We start from the raw sequence: 21170 nt of genomic DNA, 5'->3' as shown, positions 1-21170 counted from the left end.
ATTTGCATTCAGCTAGAATGCCCGACTCAGCAACTGTTCAGGAGTCATTCATGTCCCGGTCGTCCACGGGCCGACAGCTGCTGCACAGGTATCGCTGGCTCGGCCTGCTTCTCGCGCTCATCGGCGCCTGGGTAGTGTGGCGCGCCTATGCGCCCGCGCCCCGCGCGCCCGTGCAGGACCGCAACAGCAAGCCCCCCGCCGTGACCGTGGCCACCGCGCGCCTGGATGCCCTGCACCAGGACGTCCACGCGCTCGGCACCGTGACCCCGCTCACCCGCGTCCTCATTCGCCCGCAGGTCGATGGCCATCTCGAGCGCGTGCACTTCGCCGAAGGCCAGCAGGTCGAGGCAGGACAACTGCTGGCGCAGATCGATGCGCGCCCGTTCGAGCTGGCGCTGGCCGGCGCGCTCGGTGAGCTCGCGCGCACCGAGGCGATCTGGCGCAATGCGCAGGCCGATCTGGCGCGCTACGAGCGCCTGGGCCGGGCCGAATCGGTCGCCGCCAGCCAGCTCGACGCCGCCCGCGCGCTGGAGCGCGGCCTGGCCGCCCAACATCAGCGCGACAGCGCGCGCGTGGCCGAGGCGCGCCGCCAGCTGGCGCTGACCCGCATCGTGGCGCCCTCGGCCGGCCGGCTGGGCCTGCGCGCGATCGACGCCGGCAACCATGTCCGCGCGGCGGATACCACCGGGCTCGTCACGCTGGTGCAGACGCATCCGATCTCGGTGGTGTTTTCCGTGCCGGCGGCCACGCTGCCGGTGCTGAGCGAGGCGCTGGCCGCGCGGTCCGGCCCGATGCGCGTGCAGGCCTGGGACGCCGACGACCGCGTGCTGCTTGCCGAGGGCGAGCTGCACGCGCAGGACAATCGCATCGAGACCGGCCGCGGCAGCCTCAAGCTGCGGGCGCTGTTCGGCAACGCCAACGTGGCGCTCTACCCCAATCAATTCGTCAATGTGCGGCTGGTGCTGCTGCGCGACGCCGAGGCCTTGATGGTGCCCGCCGCCGCCGTGCAGTATGCCGCCGACGGCCCCTACGTCTATGTGATCGGCGAAGGCGACCGGGCAGAACGCCGCGCGCTCGTGCTCGGCGAATCGCGGCCCGGTGAGGTCGCGGTGCGCGAGGGCCTGAGCCAGGGCGAACGCATCGTGGTCGAGGGCGTCGACCGTGTGCGCGTGGATCGTGAAGTGACCATCGTGCCCGCGCAAGGATAAAGACCGTGGATATCTCCAAACCCTTCGTGCTGCGCCCGGTCGCGACCAGCTTTCTGATGATCGCGCTGCTGCTCTCCGGCATTCTGGCCTGGCGCATGTTGCCGGTGGCCGCGCTGCCGCAGGTGGATTACCCGGTGATTCAGGTCACCACCCACTATCCCGGCGCGAGCCCGCAGGTCATGGCGCGCGCGGTGACCGCGCCGCTCGAGCGCCGGTTCGGCCAGATACCGGGGCTGCGCCAGATGTCGTCGTCCAGCGGCGCGTCGGTGTCCGTGATCACGCTGCAATTCGCGCTCGACGTGCCGCTGGGCGTGGCCGAACAGGAGGTGCAGGCGGCCATCAGCGCGAGCGGCAGCCTGCTGCCCAACGATCTGCCCGCCCCGCCGGTCTATCGCAAGGTCAATCCGGGCGACACGCCCATTCTCACGCTGGCGATCACCTCGGCCACCCTGCCGCTGCCGCAGGTGCACGATCTGGTCGACACGCGGATGGCGCAGCGCCTGGCGCAGCTGTCCGGCGTCGGCATGGTCAGTCTGGCCGGCGGCCAGCGACCGGCCGTGCGCGTGCAGGTCAACCCCATGGCGCTGGCCGCGCGCGGGCTGTCGCTGAACGACGTGCAGGAGGCCATCGGCAACGCCAACTCGAATCAGCCCAAAGGCAGCTTCGACGGTCCGGTGCGCTCCGTCATCATGGATGTGAACGATCAACTGCAGAGCGCCGAGGAGTATCGGCAACTGATCGTGGCCTGGCGCAACGAAGCGCCGGTGCGGCTCGGCGAGGTCGCCACGGTGCAGCAAGGCGCGGAAAATCGCTACCTCGCCGCCTGGGTCGACCGCCAGCCCGCCGTGCTGGTCAATATCCAGCGCCAGCCGGGCGCCAATGTCATTGCCGTCGCCGATCAGGTCAAGGCGCTGCTGCCGCAGCTCACGGCCGGCATGCCGGCGTCGGTCGAGGTGCGTCTGCTCACCGACCGCACCGAAAGCATTCGCGCCTCGGTGCGCGGGGTGCAGCGCGAGCTGGTGTTCGCGGTCGGGCTGGTCGTGCTGGTTACCTTTCTGTTCCTGCGCAATCTGCCGGCCACGCTCATTCCGAGCCTGGCCGTGCCGCTGTCGCTGATCGGCACCTTCGGCGTCATGCATCTGGCGGGCTTCTCGTCCAACAACCTCACGCTCATGGCGCTGACCGTGGGCGCCGGCTTCGTGGTGGACGACGCCATCGTCATGCTGGAAAACATCGCCCGCTATCGCGAACAGGGCCTGGGCCGCATGGCGGCGGCGCTCAAGGGTGCGCGCCAGATCGGCTTCACACTGGTGTCGCTCACGCTCTCGCTGATCGCGGTGCTGATTCCGCTGCTGTTCATGGAAGACGTGATCGGGCGTCTGTTCCGCGAGTTCGCCGTGACGCTCGCGGTCGCCATCCTCATCTCGTTGGGGGTCTCGCTCACCCTCACGCCGATGATGTGCGCGCGGCTGCTGCCGGCCCATGAGCAGGCGCCCTCCCAGCTCATGGTGCGTCTGCAGGCGCGCTATGCGCGCTGGCTCGACGTGACGCTGCGGCATCAGCGCACCACCCTGGCCGTGATGCTGATCACGGTGTGCCTCACCGGTGTGCTGTACGCGCTGATTCCCAAGGGCTTCTTTCCGGCGCAGGACAACGGCGTGCTGCAGGGCGTGACGCAGGCGCCGCAGAGCGTGTCCTACGGCGACATGGCCCGGCGCCAGCAGGCGCTCGCCGACACGCTGCTGCAGGATCCCGATGTGGTGAGCCTGTCGTCGTTCATCGGGGTGGACGGCACCAACACCAGCCTGAACACCGGCCGTCTGCTGATCAACCTCGCACCGTGGAGCGAACGCAGCGCGCCGCTCGCCGAGATCACCGCGCGCCTCGAAGAACGCGCCCGCACCGCCGGCGGGCTCTCGCTGTTTCTGCAGCCCGTCCAGGAGCTCAATCTCGAAGATCGGGTCGGCGGCGGCCAGTATCAGTTCATCCTGACCTCGCCCGACGCCGCTCTGCTGGCCACGAATGCCCGCGCGCTCGCGGACCGCCTGGCCGATTCGCCGGCCATCGCCGACGTGGTGACCGACCTGGGCCAGCATGCCCGTCAGGCCTATCTCGACATCTCGCGCGACACCGCCGCGCGTTACGGCCTCACGATGGCCGATGTGGCGCAGGCGCTCTACAGCGCGTTCGGCCAGCGCCAGATCACGACCCTCTTCACGCAATCCAATCAGTATCGCGTGGTGATCGAGGTGGACAACGGGCTGGCCGACGGCCCCCGGGCACTCGAACGCATCTATCTGCGCAGTGACGCCGATCAGCCGGTCCCGCTGTCCTCGCTCGTCACCGTGAGCGAGCGCACCGCGCCCACCCTCATCAATCACGTGGGGCAGTTCCCGGCCGCGAACCTCTCGTTCAATCTGCCGCCGGGAGGTTCGCTGGGCGCCGCCGTGGCCGCCATCGAGGCGGCGCGCGCCGAGATCGGCATGCCGGCCTCGGTCGAGCTGCGGCTGCAGGGCGCGGCAGCGGCTTTCGAGGCGTCGTTGTCCAACACGCTCTGGCTGATGCTGGCCGCCATCGTCACCATGTACCTGGTGCTCGGCATCCTGTACGAGAGCGCCATCCATCCGATCACCATTCTTTCCACCCTGCCCTCGGCGGCCGTGGGTGCCTTGCTGGCCCTGATGCTCACCGGGCGGCCGCTGGACCTGATCGCCGTCATCGGGATCATCCTGCTGATCGGGCTGGTCAAGAAGAACGGCATCATGATGGTCGACTTCGCGCTCGAGGCCGAGCGCACGCGCGGGCTCGCGCCGCTGGCCGCCATCCGCGAGGCCGCGCTGCTGCGCCTGCGCCCGATTCTGATGACCACGCTCGCGGCGCTGTTCGGCGCCGTGCCGCTGATGCTGGCCACGGGGTCGGGGGCCGAACTGCGGCAGCCGCTCGGTTGGGTGATGGTGGGTGGCCTGCTCGTGAGTCAGGTGCTGACGCTGTTCACGACGCCGGCCGTGTATTTGTTCTTCCACCGCCTGGGCCGGCGCGGTGATCCGGCGCGCGCCCTGCAAGCCGACGGGACGCGCTCGTGATCCGCGCGCTGGTCCAGCGTCCGATCGCCTGCATCCTGCTGGCGGTGGCCCTGGTGCTGGTGGGCCTGGCCGCCTGGCGTCTGCTGCCGGTGGCGCCGCTGCCGCAGGTGGATTTTCCGACCATCGAGGTGCGCGCGCAGCTCCCCGGCGCCAGCCCCGAAAGCATGGCGGCCACGGTGGCCGCCCCGCTCGAGCGCGCGCTCGGCAGCATCGCCGGCGTCACGACCATGACCTCGTCCAGCAGCCCGGGATCGTCGCGCGTGCTGCTGCAGTTCGACCTGGAGCGCGACATCGACGCGGCCGCGCGCGATGTGCAGGCGGCGATCAACGTCGCGAGCGGCGAGCTGCCGGCCGGCATGCCGTCGCTTCCCAGCTATCGCAAGCTCAACCCGTCGCAGACGCCGATCATGGCCATCGCGCTGAGCTCGCCCACGCGCAAGCCGGGCGAGCTCTACGACATGGCGGCCAGCGTGCTGTCGCAGCGTATCGCGCAGGTGTCCGGCGTGGGCGAGGTGACGCTCGGCGGCAGCGCGCTGCCCGCCGTGCGGGTCCAGGTCAATCCGAACATGCTGGCGCATTACGGCGTGGCGCTCGACGACGTGCGCGACGCCATCGTCGACGCGGCCCCCCTGCTGCCGCAAGGCCAGATCGACACCGGCGCACAGCGCTGGGCGATCGGCGGCGCGGCCCAGCCGCGCACGGTGCCCGAGTTCGAGTCGCTGGTGATCCGCCATCAGGACGGCGCGGTCACGCGGCTGTCGCAGGTCGCGCGGGTGAGCGACTCGATCGAAAACCGCTACAGCAGCGGCTTTCACAACGAGAACCCCGCGGTCGTGATGACGATCAGCCGGCAGATCGGCGCCAACATGCTGGAGACCATCGACGCGATCAATGCGCTGCTGCCGACCCTGCACGCGCTGGTGCCCGCCGATGTGTCGCTGACCGTGGTGCTCGACCGCTCGCCCGGTATCCGCGCCACGCTGCACGAGGCGCATCTCACGCTGGGCCTCGCCACGCTGCTGGTAGTGGCCGTGGTCTGGGCGTTCCTGCGCGATGTGCGCGCCGCCGCGATTCCCAGCGTGGCGATTCCCGTCAGCCTGATCGCCACGTTCGCGGTCATGCATCTGCTGGGTTTCTCGCTCAACAACCTGTCGCTGATGGCCCTGATCGTGGCGACCGGGCTGGTGGTCGACGACGCCATCGTGGTGCTCGAGAACATCAAGCGCCACCTCGATAGCGGGCTGACGCCACGGCGTGCCGCGTTGCGCGGCGTGCGCGAGGTGGGATTCACCCTGGCCGCCATGACGCTCGCGCTGACCGTCGTCTTTGCCTCGATCCTGTTCATGGGCGGTCTGGTCGAGCGGCTGTTCCGCGAGTTTTCCATCACCCTGGTCGCGGCCATCGTGATCTCGCTGGTGGTCTCGGTCGCGATCATTCCCGGCCTGTGCGCGCGCTGGTTGCGGCCCACGCCGAAGCCGGTCGGAGCGCCGGGCGCCGCTGTGCCGGGCGCCGCTGCGCCGGGCGCCGCCGCGCCGGGCGCCGCCGCGCCTGCCCCCGCCGCCCGCGGCTTCAACGCCTGGCTGGTGCACAGCTACGACCGCAGCCTGGCGCGCGTGCTCGCGCATCCCTTCCTGGTGCTGGCCGCGCTGGCGCTGGCGATCGCGCTCAACGTGTTTCTCTATGTGCAGGCGCCCAAGGACTTTCTGCCCAAGCAGGACACCGGGCAGTTGCGGGGATTCGTGCGCGGCGACGACGGCTTCTCGTTCCAGGTCATGCAGCCCAAGATCGAGACCTACCGCCAGATGGTCATGCAGCATCCCGACATCCAGGACGTCATCGGGTATAGCGGCGGCGTGATGGGCATCAGCAACTCGCTGTTTCTGATCCGGCTGAAACCCGCGGCGCAGCGCACCGAGAGCGCGCCCGCCATCATCGACTGGATGCGGCAGAACGCGCCGCCGGTGGCGGGTGGCATGTTCTTCATCGAGGCCGACCAGGACCTGCGCATGCCGGGCGGCTTCGACACCTCGGGCGACCACGAGCTGGCGATCCTTGCCAACGATGTGGATTCGCTGCAGGTCTGGGCCAAGCGCATCGGCGACGCCATGCAGGACATGCCCGAGCTCGCCAGCGTGGATACGGTCGGCGAAGCCGGCACGCTGCAGGTGCAGGTGGAGATCGATCGCGAGGCCGCGCGCCGGCTCGGCGTCGACATGGACACGATCGCCAATGTGCTGAGCAACTCATTTTCGCAGCGTCAGGTGGCCACGCTTTACGATCCGATGAACCAGTATCGCGTGGTGCTGGAGCTCGACCCGCGCTACACGCAGGATGCTGCGGTGCTCGACCGCGTACAGGTGCTGGCCGAGGATGGCAGCCGGGTGCCGCTGGCGGCCTTCACCACCTACCACTACCGGATGGTGAAGGACTGGATCTTCCACGACGGCCTCTTTCCGGCCACCGGCATCGGCTTTTCGCTGGCGCCGGGCGTGTCGCTGGAGCAAGGCCTGGCGGCGATCGACCGCGGCGTGGCGCAGCTGATGGTGCCGTCCGATGTCCAGACCCGCCTGGGCGGCGGCGCTCGCACCTTCCAGAAATCGCTGCAGGACCAGCCCTGGCTGATCGCCGCGGTCCTGCTCGCGATCTACCTGGTGCTGGGCATGCTGTACGAAAGCCCGCTGCACCCGCTCACGATCCTGTCCACCCTGCCCTCGGCCAGCCTGGGCGCGCTGATCGCGCTGCGCCTGGCGGGGCTGGAGTTCACGTTGATCGCGCTGCTGGGCCTGTTTCTGCTGGTGGGGGTGATCATGAAGAACGCGATCCTCATGATCGACGTGGCGATCCAGCTCGAACGCCGCACCGGCCTGCCGCCGATGGCCGCCATCCATCAGGCCGCGCTGCAGCGCCTGCGCCCGATCGTCATGACCAATCTGGCCGGGCTGGTAGGCGCGCTGCCGCTGGTCATGGGCCTGGGCGAAGGCTCCGAGATGCGCCGTCCGCTGGGCGTGGTCATCGTGGGCGGCCTGCTGGTCGGCCAGGTCATCACGCTCTACAGCACGCCGGTGGTGTATCTGGCGCTGGACCGCCTGCGGCTGCGCTGGCGCGCCCGCCGCAGCCGACACCCCGTGCCGCGCTGAACGAGCCTCGCTATCAGGCGCCGGCCGCGCCGCGCGCGCGCAACCGCTCGACCGCCATGTCCACGAACGCCCTCACCTTGGCGGGCGCCTGCCGGCCTTCGGTGTAGAGCACGTGGATCGGCAGGGCCGGCTCTTCATGCTCGGCCAGCACGATCTCGAGCTTGCCCTCGGCCAGGGCCGGTTCGATCTGGTAGTGCAGCACCCGCGTGAGCGCGAGCCCGGCGATCGCCGTGGCGATGGCCGCGTCATTGGTGTTGGATTGCAGCCAGCTCTGGATCGTGACGCGCTGCTCGTTGGCGAAGCGCCACTCCGGTGACACCCAGGCGCCGGTCGAACTCGTCACGCGATGCTGCCGCAGATCGGCCGGCGTGAGCGGCACGCCACGCTCGCGAAAATACGCCGGCGATCCGCACACCACGCGCCGCACCGTGCCCACCGGCATGGCCGAGAAGCCCGAGTCCTGCAGCCGGCCGATGCGGATCGCCACGTCGATGCCCTCTTCGATCAGATTCACCGGACGGTCCACGAACAGCACGCGCCCGTTCACGGTCGGGTGCATCTTGAGGAAATCGTGCAGCAGCGGCAGCACATACATGTGGCCGAACATCACCGGCGCGGTGAGCGACAGCGTGCCCGACGGCGCGGCATAAGACCCCGCGGCCGCCGCCTCGGCCTCGTCGATGTCGGCCAGGATGCGCTTGCAGTCGTCGACATAGCGCCGGCCCGGCTCGGTCAGCTTGACCGACCGCGTGGTGCGCACGAACAGCCGCGCACCGATCAGGTCTTCGAGCGCGGCGATCGCGCGCGTCACGGCCGGCGCACTCATGTGCAACTGCCGCGCGGCCGCCGCGAAGCTTTCCGTTTCCGCCACCTTGACGAAGATCCGCATTGCCTGCCAGCGATCCACCGTGCGCCTCCCGCGTTCCGAATGAGGCTCCATGATACGGGCAAGGTCGGCGGCCGGCATCACGCCCCCGCTCACAGCGCGAGGTGCACACGTTGCGTGCCGCCCTCCTGCCGCGCCGGCACCGCACAGCAGATCAGCACTTCGCCGTCGGCAACCGGGGCGGTGGGCTCCTTGATGTAGGTCACCTCGCCTTCGATCAGCCGGGTGCGGCAGGTGCCGCAACTGCCGGAGCGGCAGCTGAACTCCGGCGCCAGCCCGCGCGCCTCCGCCAGTTCCAGCAAGGTGCCCGAGTCGGGCGTCCAGCGCGCCTCTTTCAAGGACTCGAGAAAGGCCACCGGCACCGGCTCGGTGGCCGGTGCCGCGCGCACCGGCGCGGCCTGCGCGCCGGCGTCGAGGCGGCGCACCAGCCCCGACGGGCCGAACGCTTCCGCGTGGATGCGTCCGTCGGCGATGCCGAACCCGCGCAGTCCGTCGTAGAGCGACTGCGTGAAGCCGGCCGGTCCGCACAGATAAAAGTCGTAGTCGTTGAAGGCCAGGAATCGCGTCAGCAAGCCGGTGTCGACACGGCCCGCGGCGTCGTAGTCGCGGCCCGCCTCGGCGCCGCTCGTGTCGCTCAACACGCGCACCAGTTTGACCGCGCCCTTCGCCGCCGCCACGAGCTCGCTTACCTCGGCATCGAAGGGGCGCTCCGCGAGCGAGCGCGCCGCCTGGATCAGCACGGTCGGACGCACGCGCTGCTTGCGCAGCCCTTCGTAGACGATATGCCGCAGCATGGCCAGCATCGGCGTGATGCCGACGCCGCCGGCCAGCAATACCAGCGGCCGAGGCTCCCGCGCGTCGACGGTAAAGGCGCCGGCGGGCGCCCGCGCTTCGATCACGTCGCCCACGCGCACATGGTCGTGCAGGTGCCGCGACACCACGCCTTCGCGTTTTACGCTGATTCGATACGCGCCGTCCGACGGCGCCAGCGACAAGGTGTAGGTGCGGATGAGCGGCGCCGTGGCATCGGCCGGCGTTACCCGGATCGGCAGATGCTGACCCGCTTCGTGCGGCAGCAGCGCGAGCCCATCCGCCGGCGCCAGGTAGAACGAGCGGATCGAGGCGCTTTCGTCCACGATGCGCGTGACCGTGAGCGCACGCCAGCGCGTGGCCAGCTCGCTCGCCTGCAGCCGGCTCGCCGCCTGCGACCAGTCGCCGGTCATCAGGACGTTGGGCGACCAGCCCTCCGCCTGAAACGTCCAGCGCAGCGCGAGCGCGGCCCTGCGGCGCACGATGCGGCGCGGCCGGAAGGTCCACAGACGCTCCGCGCCCTGGAACGCGGCGATCTCGGGTGACTCGAGAATCACCTCCGCGTCGCCCGTCATCTGGAGCACGTCGCCGCGCTCGTAGTCCACGAACAGCAGGCCGGCCTTGCCGTTGAGAATGAAGTTGCCCAGCGTCGAGAAAAACAGATTACCGTCGAAGTCCGGTATGGTCAGCGTGCCGTCCGCATCGACGCGCACGAAGCCGGCCTTGCCGCCGCGATGCGACACGTCGACCTGACGGCCGCCCTCGCGGTCCGCATACGAGGCCACATGAAACGCGTCCGCGCCGGAGATCATCGCGCGCGCCGCGTCATCCAGCGCGGGCAGGTCTTCCCGCGGCGCGACATGCGGCTCGGCCGGGTCGCGCGCGAAACTGAAATCACGCAGCTGGATGTAGCGCGGGCAGTTGCCGAAGCTCTGGTCCACCGTCACGCGCAGCCCCGACGCCGCGTGCGTCACGATGCCATTCATGCGGTTGCGCCGCCGGGTGTGCATCTCGATGCCCAGCAAGCCGACCGGGGCGCCGTCGCGCAGCCCCGCGCCCGCCGGATCGTAGGCGTCGGCGCGGGCGCCGATGTCCAGGACCGTGGGGCTCGGCGAGCGCATGAAGCCGGGCTGACCCGCCAGGACGGTGGCCCAGGCGTCGTGCTGGTCGTCCACGCTGCCCAGCACGATGAACGGCAGCTGCTCGTAGAACGCACGATGCTGGTCGGGCATGTGGTCGCGCACCACGCGCTGGCCCACGGCCCGCATGCGGTCCACCACGCCAACCTGTTCCTGGATGAAGAGCTCGCCCGCATGCCACGTGGGCTGCGGCGCCGGATTCTGGGCCATTTCGGTGTCCTCGACAGTCGTGAGCCGCGGCATGTGCCCGCGCGGCACGGGCGCGGCACAGGGGCTCAGGCGTTCAGGCCGGCCGCGGTCTCGGGAATGCCCACGAAGCCGGGCAGCGCCTCGATCCGGCGCAGCAACGCATTCACCTTGGGATAGCCCGAGATGTCGACATTGCCTTCGGGTGCGCGCGCCACGTAGCTGTAGATGGCGACATCGGCGATGGTGGGCGCGTTGCCCACCAGCCATTCGCGCCCGGCCAGGTGGCTTTCGAGGCGGCCGAGAATGAGGTGCGCGCGGGCGATCACTTCTTCGGGATTGAACTTGGCGCCGAATACGGTCACGAGGCGCGCAGCGGCGGGGCCGTACGCGATTTCGCCCGCGGCGACGGAGAGCCAGCGCTGAACGGCCGCAGCGCCTTGCGCGTCTTCGGGCAGCCAGTCGGTGCGGCCGGCCTTTTTCGCGACATAGACGAGGATGGCGTTCGAGTCGGCGACGACCACGCCGTCGTCTTCCAGCACGGGCACCTGGCCGAAGGGATTGAGTTTCAGGAACTCGGGCGTCTTGTGGCCGCCGGCGGCCATGTCGACCTCGACCAGCTCGTGCGAAACGCCGAGCAGCGAGAGCAGAAGGCGGGCACGATGGGCGTGGCCGGACAGTGCGAAGTGATACAGCTTCATGAGGAATCTCCGGTGGGGGTACAACCGTGTGCTGTACCGTCACGTCAGATTAATTAAGTATCCTCAGAAGCAGAATCCGCCTATTTCACATCTCTTAATTACGTTCAGAGAAATAATCTCGCCGTGGCGGCGTGTCAGTGGGCGGTGGGAACCTGGAAATACGCGGCGGACACGGCCAGCATGCGCTCGACGGCGCGCGCGGACGCCGCGCGGCTATCGTCGGCGCGGCTGGCATCGACCGGCGTCGCCGGCGGTTGGTAGCGGCCCAGCGCGGCGATGGCGCGGACCGACAAGGCATAAGACGTATCGAACATGATGGCCCTCCCGGGCGGTTAAGCGTGCAATGTCTGGAATGCAGAATACGCGCGCAGACCCCATACACGAACGATCGATCCGAAATAACGCCATAACCGATGCCGCCGCCCTCACCAGCGTGGGCGCCACGCCGCGCCCGCCCCGCACAGGAACAGGGCTGCCAACAGCCATGGCCAGACCGTGGGTCGGGGCGGCGCGGGAGCGGCGGAACGCGGCTCGAGCGCGTAGCCCGCCACCGGCGTCAGCGTCCGCGCCTCGGGCGCGGCTTGCGCGGCAGCCGGCGCTGCGGCGGCCGATGCCGCGGCGGCCGGTGCCGCGGCTGCCGGTGCCGCGGCTGCCGGTGCCGCGGCTGCCGGTGCCGCGGCGGCCGATGGCGCGGGCGCCGTCCCGGCCACCGGCTGTCCGGCGCATCCGGGCAGGACGCAGTCGGCCCCGTGCCGGGCCCGGCTGTCGGCCAATGCCGTCTCGAGTTGCAGCCGTTCGGCCGCGCCGGCCTGCCATGCGCCCCGATCCATCGCGTCGATCAGGCTCTCGATCAGATGCTGGCGCGCATGGGGATTGTGCTGCTCGAAATAGTCGTCCATACCCAGGCCCAGCCTGTCGTCCACATACACCGCTTTCACCTCGGCCCAATCGGCATCGCTCACGAGCTCGGGCGTCGACACGTCCCAAAGCAGCAGATGTGCAGGCAGGTCGGCCATATAGCGCGCGCCGTTATAGCCACTCTGCTGCATCGCGCGTATCCAGGCCGGATTGAAATAGCGGGACTGCAGCTCACGGCCAAAGGTGCGCGCAAGCGGCTCCAGACGGGCAGCGCCCGCGCGCGTGTCTTTCAGATCGGCCACGTACTGGCTCACCTCGACGCCTGTGTGGGTGCGCACCGCCATGCCGATACCGCCCAGATACGCCGCCGGCATGCTGGTGTCCAGCAGGCCGTAGGCGTTGGAGCTGCGGCTGAAGACGGCGGCCTGCACGCCCTCCATCTGCGCGACGAAGCCCTCCGCGTCGGCGGTGCCGGCGTCGTTCTCGCCATACGCATGTCCCAGCCTGTCCGTGTAGAGCTGCGTCAGCCGGGCTTCGTCCCACCCGGCCTTGATGGCGAACTGCGTCGACGGGGAATAGGCGCCAGGGGCGGTCGCATAGATCCGGCGGTCGGCGCGCGCACGGGCCTCGTCGCGCGCCACACCCGCATTCATGAGCCGCGCCATGACGTCGAGGCTGCTGGCGCGCACGGCGTTGTCCGCCTCATCGGCCGCGGCGGCGAGGCGCACTGCCTTGGACAGCATGGCGATCTTGTCGCCGAAGTGGTCGCGATACGTGCCCGACGTGGTCACCAGCACATCCACACGCGGGCGTCCCAGCGCCGCACGGCTATCCAGCACGACGTCGACCACTTCGCCACGCGGATTCCACACCGGACGCGCGCCCAGCAGGCGCAGGATCTGCGCTTCGATGGCACCGTGGTTCTGCGCGGTCTCCACCGACCAGAGCACGAAGGCCACCTTGCGAGGCGTTGCACCATCGTGGCCGCGCCGGTAGTCCGACACAAGATCGTCGGCCAGCCGCGCGCCTGTGTCCCAGGCCTCGCGCGTGGGCAAGGTGCGGGTGGCAAAGGTGTATGGGTTGCGGCCAGCTGGCAAGGCATCCGGGTTGCGTACCGCATCGGCCATCGGGCCCGGCTCGACGTACCCACCCGAGAGCGCTGCCAGCAGCGCGTCCGTCTCCCGCCCCGCCGCCACGATGCGCGCGGCGAAGTCATGGGTCCGCGCGGCGGCGTCGGGGGGCATGTCCGTCGACGCGCCGGACAGCGCCGCGCGCACCGTGGGCAAACTCGGGGGGTGGTCGAACTCGCCGGCCAGCATGGCGTGCACCATGCGGGCCGTCGTGTCGGCGTCGGGGGCCTGACCCAGCACGTGGCCGCCCAGTGGAATCACCGCCGTCGCCACCTCCTCGAGGTAACGCCGCAATGCCGCGTCCACGTCATGCCACGGCGCCTGCGCCGGGTCGAGCCCCAACGCACGGGCGTGCGGCGTGGCCAGTGTCCGCACGGCCTGCCGCTCCGTCTCGAGCTCGCGGTTTCCCGCCGCCTCGAGGCGGTCACGCAGCGCCACCAGGTCCGGTGGCAGCTCGCCCTGCGCCATGGCCGGCATGAAGCCGGTCGTCGTGGCGCTGGCACGGCGCTTGTTACCCACGCCCCCATTGGACTGCAGCGGTGTGGGCTGGATGTGCGGCAACGTGCCCATCAGCCGTCCGACCGCGTCATCGCGCCAGGGCCCCTGCTGCTTTCCGGGCATGAGCGATAGTTGCGTGAACAACGGTACGTAGGCATCGGCATGCTCGCCATGCGCCATCCACAGATAGAACGCGATGTACTGATGGTGCGGGGGCAGCGCACCGGTGGACGCCAGCGCGCCGGCGTCCTGCAGATAGCCCCACACGGGATGGGGCGCCAGCACCACCTTGCCGAAGCGCAGCACCGGGATCACGATCTCGGGCTCTCCGGTGGGGTTCCGGTGCACCATCAAGCGTCCGGGAGGCGGCCCCCAGCGCGCCTCGGTGGCGCGGCGCAGCGTCTCGGGCAAGTCCTGGTACCAGGCCAGGTACTGCGGCAGCGGCACGGTCACCGCGCTGCCCGCCGCGATGCGGCGCGCAAGTTCGGCCTGAGCGCGCGGGGACTGCTCATCGCGGGCGTCGCGTGCGCTGCCTGCGCTCACGTTGCCGCCATCGCGCGCCATCCGCTCGGCCAGCGCTTTCGCGTCGGGCAAGGGGTCCGGGCCGAGATCGTAGCCCTCACGCCGCAGTCTCGGCAGCAGCGCCGCCAGGCTGGCCTGGGCGTCGAGGTAGCTGTCGGGATCGCTGCCCACGTCCGCCTGGTCGGCGGCCTCGCTGTGATAGGCGATGACCAGTCGCTTCTCGGCATTGGGCAAACGATGCAACCGGGTCCAGGCCAGCGCGCGGGCGACGCGCCATTGCACTTGTTCGACGATCGGTTCGTGCGCCACCGCGCCGCCGGCCTGTATGTGCCGCGCGCCCACCATCAGGGGTTCGATCATCCCGTTGGCCTCGCTCAGCGCGAGCTGACCGCTGCGATCGGGCGCGAAACCGCCCGCATCGGCGCGCCATTGCGCTGCGTTCCGGGTGTAGTCCGTGGTGCACCCCAGCACGGCCACACCCAGCGCGCGGGCGTCGGCGACGCCGGCGCGATGGTCGGTGTAATCGATCTGGCTCGCGCACAGGATCAAGACATCCACCCGCGCCTTGCCGTCGGCCCCGCGCAGATGCCGCAACGTGTCGTGGCTATCGCTGCGCCACAGGGGCACGGGCAAGCCGCCCTGCCGCTCGGTCTCGCTGATCAGTGCATCGATCACGGCGGCATTCTGCGTGAGCACGAGGCTGCGGTAGAACACGATCCCGACCCGCGGACGCGTGGCCGCATCCGGAAAACGTTGCCCCGCCCACGCGAGATAGCGCTCCACGGTGTCGAAGCCTTGCGGATGATCGGGGTGGTAGAAGGCGCGGTCGGCGTAGTGAACCGGCGCCTGCACCGGCCGCGTCAGGCCCAGCAGACGCGCACCGAGGTAATCGAAAAGCCGGGCGTAGTTGTCGACGGTGCCGTTACGCCAGTAGTCCATCGCCTGGGGCACGGCCGTCTCGGGCACGTTGCCCCGAGCCCATTGCGCGCCGTTGAGCACCAGCACGCGGGTACGGCGCGCGGCCGCCTCGATGCGGCCGCGATACTGCGCGAGCCGCGGACCCACACCCTCGATGAGCACCAGATCGTAAGCCGTCAGATCGACATCGTCGATGCCGGGCAAGAGTCCACCGCCGAGCCCGAACAGATCGATGTCGAACGCGCCCGCCTGACGCGCCACGGCGGCCCGCATGGCGGTGGGCTGCTGGGCCAGCTCGATGGAAATGATGGCAACGCGCGGACGGCTGGCCGCGACAGGCCCGGCTGCCGCCACGCCCGCTGCCGCGGCATCCCTGGCCTGCGTCGCCGCGGGCAACCCGGCCCAGGCCGCGCCCAGCCACCACGCCGCCAGCGCCAGCACAATCGCCGCCCGCCGCCGGCGTCGCGGCGCCAGCCCCTGTGTCAACGGCGCCCGCGCCGACGTCTCCCGCTCCCTCTGCTTGCTCATTACCGCGCCTTGCCTTCCTGTTCCGGGACGTACACCACCTGGCCATCGGGCAGGCGATAGGCTGTACCCAGCCGCTCGCCCTCGCCCGACAGCTGACGATCGCTGACCCGCTCGACCTTCACCTGCTGCTGTTCCCTGCTCACGATCTCGAGCTCGCCGCTCGCCGAGCGCCGCATCAGCGTCCACGACGCCTCCTCGCTCAGCAGATCGGTTGATCCCAACACCGAAAAGAGCGCCAGCGCCATCGCCACGATGAAGGCCAGGCTGGCGTCGAAGAGGTTGGCGACACCGGCCAGCGGATCGTCGTGGTGCACACCCTCCAGCCGGGAGCGCGCGTAGCGCAGCCGCCGCCTCACGCCTTGCCTCCCGCCACCGGGCCGCCCGACTCGAGCGCACGCAGCGCGCGCTCGGCATGCAGGCGCAACGCATCGAGATCGGCCCGCTGCCACCCCTCGCGCACCATCGCCATCACGTGGGCCACCACCCCGATCGCGATGCCGACGATGGTGGCCGAGAATGCCACGACCATCTGGTCGGCCAGGGCCGGCAAATCGCCGCGCGCCAGGCCATTGAGCGCTGCCGCCATCGGGATCAGCGTGCCCATCAGCCCGAGCGACGGTCCCGCCCGCACCGCGAATCGCACGGCGTTCAGGCTGCGCAGCCCCGCGTGCTCGGCCTGCGCCAGCACCTGCTCGATGCGCAGGTCCGCATCGGCGTGCGGGCTGCTCGCAGCCGCGTCGATGCGCCCGGCGTAGCGCAGCAGGGCCGGACGCTGTCCGCGCCAGCGCCCCCAGGCGCTGCGTGCGAACATCCCCAATGCCACCAGCGCCCAGACGACCAGCGCCACGAGCAGGCCCAGCACCGGCAGAAACAAAAGCTGGGCGATCTGCTCCAGAATGAGTTTGGCGTCGATCATCACAGGGCTCGCGTGTAGCGCAGGTAGTAGGCGCGACCGGCCATGATGTAGTCGGCCTTCTCGTAATAGTCGCGGTCGAACACGTTGGATACATCGAAGCGCAGCGTGTCCTTGGGCGTCACCTTCCAGCGCGCGCTCAGGTCGACCACCGTGAACGGCTCGTTCTCGAACAGGCCGCCGCGCCCGCCCGTGTAAACGCTGCGCTGACTGTTGTCGGTGTCGTAGCGGGTGTCGACGTGCCGCGCCGTCAAGGTGGCCGACAGCGCGTGGCCGTCACTGACCGTGAGCGACAGATTGCCCTTCCACTTCGCCACGTTGCGGATCGGCGTGGCGCCCGCCGCGTCGAAGTCTTCGGCTTGCAGCAGGCGTGTCAGGCTGCCCGACAATCCAATTCGGCCGGACGGCAGGCCGAACCAGTGCCCGGCGTCATAGGCGAGCCGCGCCTCGATCCCGCGCATGCGCGACTTATTGGCGTTTTCGTAGCTGCTGACGCGCTCGGTGGCCGTATTGCTCACGATCACCGAACGAATCCGGTCGCGGATGCGGGAGTCGAAGTACGTCAGGTCGGCGTCGACGCGCGCATCGGCATAGCCCACGCCCAGATCCCAGCTTCGATTGCGCTCCGGCTTGAGGCCCGGATTGCCGGTGGTGATGCGGCGCTGCGACCCGGCATACTCCACGTTCTCCCCTGCCAGCTCGCTGCCCTGCGGCGGCGCGAACGCGGTGCCGGCCGAGCCATGCAGGCGCCAATGCTCGGTCAGCTTGTAGACCACGCCGCCGCGCGGGTTGAAGCTCGTAAAGTCCGAGCCGCCGGGCGTATACGAGGACTTGTAAGGCGTATTGAGGGTGCTGGAGCGAATCCAGTCGTATCGACTGCCCAGCGTCACGATCAGCCTGTCCTCGAGCCAGCGGCTGCCCCATTCGGCGAAGATGCCATTGCTGTCGCGCCGCTCGTTGGGACTGAACGGTGCGAGGCGCGCGCCTTGCGCGCTGTACGAAAACCGGTCGGCCTCGACCCGCTGCCAGTCGGCGCCGTAGGTCAGGGTCATGGTGTCGTTGAAGGCCCACACGTCCTGAAGCTGGAAGCCCAGGTAGCGCGATTCCGTACGGCTGGACCGGTAGCGATCCGCCGTGGCGGGCACGGTGATGTAGTTGTAGTTCTCTCGCGACGCATAGGCGACGGCGGTGATCAGGTGATCCTGCGGCGTGAGCGTGAAGCGCAGGTCGCCGCCCACCCGGTCCGTCTCGTTGGCAGAGGCGTTGGGCGGATCGAAGCTGAGCGGTCCCGGTGCGTTGTTGCGCAGGTCCGCCCAGTCCAACGTCGCGTCGACGCGCACGACCTCGGTCAGGTCCGAGCCGACGCGCAGCTTGCCCGAGGTGCGGCGGAAGTCGCTATTGGGCCGCCTGTCGCCCGCGCCCGTCTTGAAATCGCCGTTCTGGTTCACATAGCCCAGTGCCAGATCGAAGTCGCTGCGCTCGCCCAGTGATCCGCCCAGCGCGACATCGGTCATGCGGGTGTCGAACGAACCGTAGCCCACGCCGATGGATCCGCCGATGGGGCCCGTGGAGCGCTTAGTGATGATGTTCACCACACCGCCCATGGCCGAAGCACCATAGAGCGAGGACGCGGGCCCTTTCAGCACTTCGACGCGCTCGATGCTCTCCGGCGACAGCGTGGTGAAGCTGGTCGAGCCCGACGGACGTCCATCGATGAGCACAAGCGTGCGCGGGTTGATCGTGAATTCGAAGTTCGGCCGCATGCCGCGCAGGCCGATGCCGGCCAGGCCGTTCGGGTACTGGATCACATCGACGCTGGCGTTCTTCTTCAGCTGATCGATGAAACTGGTGGCCACGGTCTCCTGGAGCACCTTGCCGTCCGCGACTTCCATGGACGAGGGCACCTCATCGAGCCGCTGCGCATTGCGCGTGGCCGTCACGACCACCGGATTCAGCTCGACGGTGGCCGACTGTGCATCGGCGCCTGCGCCGCTGCCCACCACGACGGGCTGCGCCTGCGCGCCGAGCGCGACGCAAAGCGCCGTGCTCATCGCTCCTACCGTGCCGCACGCACGTAGCCCCCGCGAGACGCGTTCCCCGCGCCTTTCCGCTCCGGCGCCAGACATGCCTGCGGCGTCACGCCGCCCGGTCGCCTCGCGGTGCGTGTTTCGAACCTGCTCTTTCATGTTGCTGCTCTCTTTCCCCTGTTGTAGTTTTGTAATGATATAACATATTGTTTTGCAAGGGCAGACATGCCGGGAATAGGAATGGCTATGCATGCCCTACACTGGACTCCGATCCCGCCTTGTCAAAAGGAGTCCCTGGATGCCAACCCGCCGCCACGTCCTTGCCGGGCTGACCGCCCTGAGCGCCGGTCTCGTACTATCCGGCCTGCCCTTGCGCGCCGCCCTGGCCGCGCAACCGGCCGGCCAGCCGCTGCAGCGGCGCACCATCCCGTCGAGCGGCCAGCAGGTGCCGGTGATCGGCATGGGCACGGCGGACAGTTTCGATGTGGGCAACGACGCCAAAGACCGCGATCCGCTGCGCGAGGTGCTGCGCCGCTTCTTCGCCGCCGGCGCCACCCTGATCGACACCGCGCCGAGCTACGGCCAGGCGGAGGCCGTGCTGGGCGACCTGCTCGCCGAGCTGGGTTTGCGCAAGCAGGCCTTTCTCGCGACCAAGATCGGCACCTCCGGCCGCGACGCCGGCCTGCAGCAGTTTCAACGCTCGCTGTCGCTGCTCAAGACGGATCAGGTCGAGCTATTGCAGGTGCACAACCTGCGCGACTGGAAGACGCAGACGGCGCTGCTCAAAGAGATCAAGGCGCAAGGCAAGACCCGCTATACCGGCGTGACGCACTACCTCGAGAGTGGCCACGAGGAGTTGGCCGAGGTGGTGCGGCAGGTCAGGCCTGATTTCCTGCAGGTGAATTACGCCGTCAACGCACGCGGCGCTGAGAAGACGCTATTTCCGCTGGCCCAGGAGCTGGGCGTGGCGGTGCTGGTGAACCGGTCCTTCGACGACGGCCGTCTGTTCGGACGCGTCAAGGACAAGGCCTTGCCGCCCTGGGCAGCGCAGGCCGGCATCACATCCTGGGCACAGGCGTTCCTGCGCTTCTCGCTCAGCCATCCCGCGGTCACGGCCGTCATCCCCGCCACCAGCCGTCCGGATCGCCAGTCGGACAATCTGCGCGCCGGTTACGGCGAGCCGCTCACGGCGCAGCAACGTCAGTCGTTGATCGACCTGATCGGCTGAGGCAGCACGATGCCGCCGCCCCCCGCGCCCGCATCGCTGCCGCAGCGCCTGCGCCGCCTGTTCAATCTGCGGCCCGGCGAAGCAGGCGTGGTCGCGGGCGGGCTCGCGATGTTCTATCTGCTGTTCACCGGCTACTTCATGCTGCGGCCCGTGCGCGAGGTCATGGGGATCGCGGGCGGCGTGAACAATCTGCAGTGGCTGTTCACCGCCACCTTCGTGGCCACGTTGCTGGTCCTCCCGCTGTTCGGATGGCTCGCCTCGCGCATCGGGCGCCAGCGCATCGTGCCGTGGGTGTACGGCTTTTTCGTGCTGAACCTGCTGGGCTTCGCGGTGGCGCTCTCCGCCGATCCGGAGGACCTGTGGACCGGGCGCGTCTTCTATGTCTGGCTGTCGGTCTTTAATCTGCTCAGCATCTCGCTCGCATGGAGCGTGCTCGCCGACGTCTTCACCAGCCGTCAGGCCAAACGCCTGTTCGCGCTGATGGCCGGCGGCGCGAGCCTCGGCGGCCTGACCGGCCCGCTGCTGGGCACGCTGCTGGTCGCCCCGCTCGGGCACGCCGGCCTGCTGGTGCTGTCGGCGCTGATGCTGGCGGGCAGCATGCTGGCGGCAATGGGCCTGTTGCGCTGGCGGGCGCGCCATCCGCTCGCGCCCGGCGATGCCGCGCAACGCGCCAAGCCGCTGGGCGGCAATCCGCTGGCGGGCGCGACCGCGGTATTCCGCTCGCCGTACCTGATGGGCATCGCGCTATTCGTGATCCTGCTCGCCAGCGCCAATACCTTTCTGTATTTCGAGCAGGCCCGCATCGTGGCCGAGCACTTCCCGGATCGCACGCGCCAGACGCAGATCTTCGGCATGCTCGATACGCTGGTCCAGGCGCTCGCCATCCTGACGCAGGTGTTCCTGACCGGTCGCATTGCCCAGAAGATGGGCGTGGGCATCCTGCTGGGCGCCGTGCCCGTGGTGGTGGCGCTCGGCTTCCTGGCGCTGGCGTTCTCGCCGGTGTTCGCGGTGTTCGCCGTGGTGATGGTGGTGCGCCGCGCGGGCGAATACGCGCTGGTGCGGCCCGGACGGGAAATGCTGTTCACCGTGATCTCGCCCGAGCAGAAGTACAAGGCCAAGAACTTCATCGATACGGCGGTGTACCGGGGTGGCGACGCGGTCAGCGGCTGGGTCAAGCGCGGGCTGGACCTGCTCGGCGATCACCCTTCGCTCGCCATGTTCATCGGCGCCGCGCTGGCCTTGGGCTGGGCCGCCACCGGGCTCGCGCTGGGCCGCGCGCAGCGGCACCGCGAGGCCGCCGACGAAGCGGCCGACGCCGCCGCCCCGCTGGACAAGGACGCGCCGATCCGCGGCGCCTCGCGCTAGACTCTTTGCATCGACACCCCGCACACGCGCCGG

Annotated in this window: 13 protein-coding genes; 5 read left to right on the top strand and 8 right to left on the bottom strand. The window is 69.5% G+C overall.

Translation table 11 applies throughout. From position 1 onward, the window contains the following. Nucleotides 1-50: 50 nt before the first annotated feature. Genes CAL25_RS10255 through CAL25_RS10245 form a run of 3 tightly spaced genes read left to right on the top strand, consistent with a single transcriptional unit; the run spans nucleotide 51 to nucleotide 7428 of the window. Complete coding sequence (locus tag CAL25_RS10255; protein WP_094799862.1) at nucleotides 51-1208, top strand: efflux RND transporter periplasmic adaptor subunit; 1158 nt, start codon at nucleotides 51-53, stop codon at nucleotides 1206-1208. Nucleotides 1209-1213: 5 nt separating this feature from the next. Then, a complete protein-coding gene (locus CAL25_RS10250) occupies nucleotides 1214-4291 on the top strand; it encodes an efflux RND transporter permease subunit (protein WP_094799861.1) in 3078 nt (1025 codons plus the stop codon). After that, the gene (locus CAL25_RS10245) at nucleotides 4288-7428 is read left to right on the top strand and encodes an efflux RND transporter permease subunit (protein WP_094799860.1); all 3141 of its coding nucleotides are present in this window, start codon (nucleotides 4288-4290) and stop codon (nucleotides 7426-7428) included. Before CAL25_RS10250 ends, CAL25_RS10245 begins: the two co-directional genes overlap by 4 nt. 13 nt (nucleotides 7429-7441) lie before the next feature. Here CAL25_RS10245 and CAL25_RS10240 read toward each other — a convergent pair whose 3' ends face one another. The 8 genes from CAL25_RS10240 to CAL25_RS10205 all read right to left on the bottom strand — a co-directional run bounded on the left by CAL25_RS10240 (nucleotide 7442) and on the right by CAL25_RS10205 (nucleotide 18568). After that, the gene (locus CAL25_RS10240) at nucleotides 7442-8317 is read right to left on the bottom strand and encodes a LysR family transcriptional regulator (protein ID WP_349290546.1); all 876 of its coding nucleotides are present in this window, start codon (nucleotides 8315-8317) and stop codon (nucleotides 7442-7444) included. A gap of 89 nt (nucleotides 8318-8406) precedes the next feature. Continuing rightward, on the bottom strand, nucleotides 8407-10473 hold the full coding sequence (locus tag CAL25_RS10235; protein ID WP_094800225.1) for a pyridoxamine 5'-phosphate oxidase family protein: 2067 nt from the start codon (nucleotides 10471-10473) through the stop codon (nucleotides 8407-8409). Between the two features lie 65 nt (nucleotides 10474-10538). Next, complete coding sequence (locus CAL25_RS10230; protein ID WP_094799858.1) at nucleotides 10539-11150, bottom strand: glutathione S-transferase family protein; 612 nt, start codon at nucleotides 11148-11150, stop codon at nucleotides 10539-10541. Between the two features lie 134 nt (nucleotides 11151-11284). After that, the gene (locus CAL25_RS10225) at nucleotides 11285-11464 is read right to left on the bottom strand and encodes a hypothetical protein (RefSeq protein ID WP_094799857.1); all 180 of its coding nucleotides are present in this window, start codon (nucleotides 11462-11464) and stop codon (nucleotides 11285-11287) included. A gap of 111 nt (nucleotides 11465-11575) precedes the next feature. After that, a complete protein-coding gene (locus CAL25_RS10220) occupies nucleotides 11576-15604 on the bottom strand; it encodes a cobaltochelatase subunit CobN (protein ID WP_141217912.1) in 4029 nt (1342 codons plus the stop codon). Then, entirely contained in the window at nucleotides 15604-15918 is a 315-nt protein-coding gene (locus CAL25_RS10215) for a DUF2149 domain-containing protein (protein WP_249279016.1), read from the bottom strand. The genes CAL25_RS10220 and CAL25_RS10215 overlap by 1 nt, the downstream gene beginning before the upstream one ends. A 38-nt stretch (nucleotides 15919-15956) precedes the next feature. Continuing rightward, nucleotides 15957-16520: a MotA/TolQ/ExbB proton channel family protein gene (locus CAL25_RS10210; RefSeq protein ID WP_094799854.1), complete on the bottom strand. Its 564-nt coding sequence runs from the start codon at nucleotides 16518-16520 to the stop codon at nucleotides 15957-15959. Next, the gene (locus CAL25_RS10205) at nucleotides 16520-18568 is read right to left on the bottom strand and encodes a TonB-dependent receptor (protein ID WP_170948458.1); all 2049 of its coding nucleotides are present in this window, start codon (nucleotides 18566-18568) and stop codon (nucleotides 16520-16522) included. The genes CAL25_RS10210 and CAL25_RS10205 overlap by 1 nt, the downstream gene beginning before the upstream one ends. A 274-nt stretch (nucleotides 18569-18842) precedes the next feature. Between CAL25_RS10205 and CAL25_RS10200 the strand changes: the two genes are divergently transcribed. Beyond that, the gene (locus tag CAL25_RS10200) at nucleotides 18843-19772 is read left to right on the top strand and encodes an aldo/keto reductase (protein WP_094799852.1); all 930 of its coding nucleotides are present in this window, start codon (nucleotides 18843-18845) and stop codon (nucleotides 19770-19772) included. Between the two features lie 9 nt (nucleotides 19773-19781). Then, nucleotides 19782-21137, top strand: coding sequence for an NTP/NDP exchange transporter (locus CAL25_RS10195; protein WP_094799851.1), 1356 nt, complete (start codon nucleotides 19782-19784; stop codon nucleotides 21135-21137). Nucleotides 21138-21170 lie beyond the last annotated feature (33 nt).

Origin of the sequence: Bordetella genomosp. 5 (assembly GCF_002261315.1) — a bacterium.
In the GTDB taxonomy this organism is placed as follows: Bacteria; Pseudomonadota; Gammaproteobacteria; order Burkholderiales; family Burkholderiaceae_B; genus Bordetella.
This window is presented reverse-complemented; position numbering and strand designations above follow the sequence as displayed.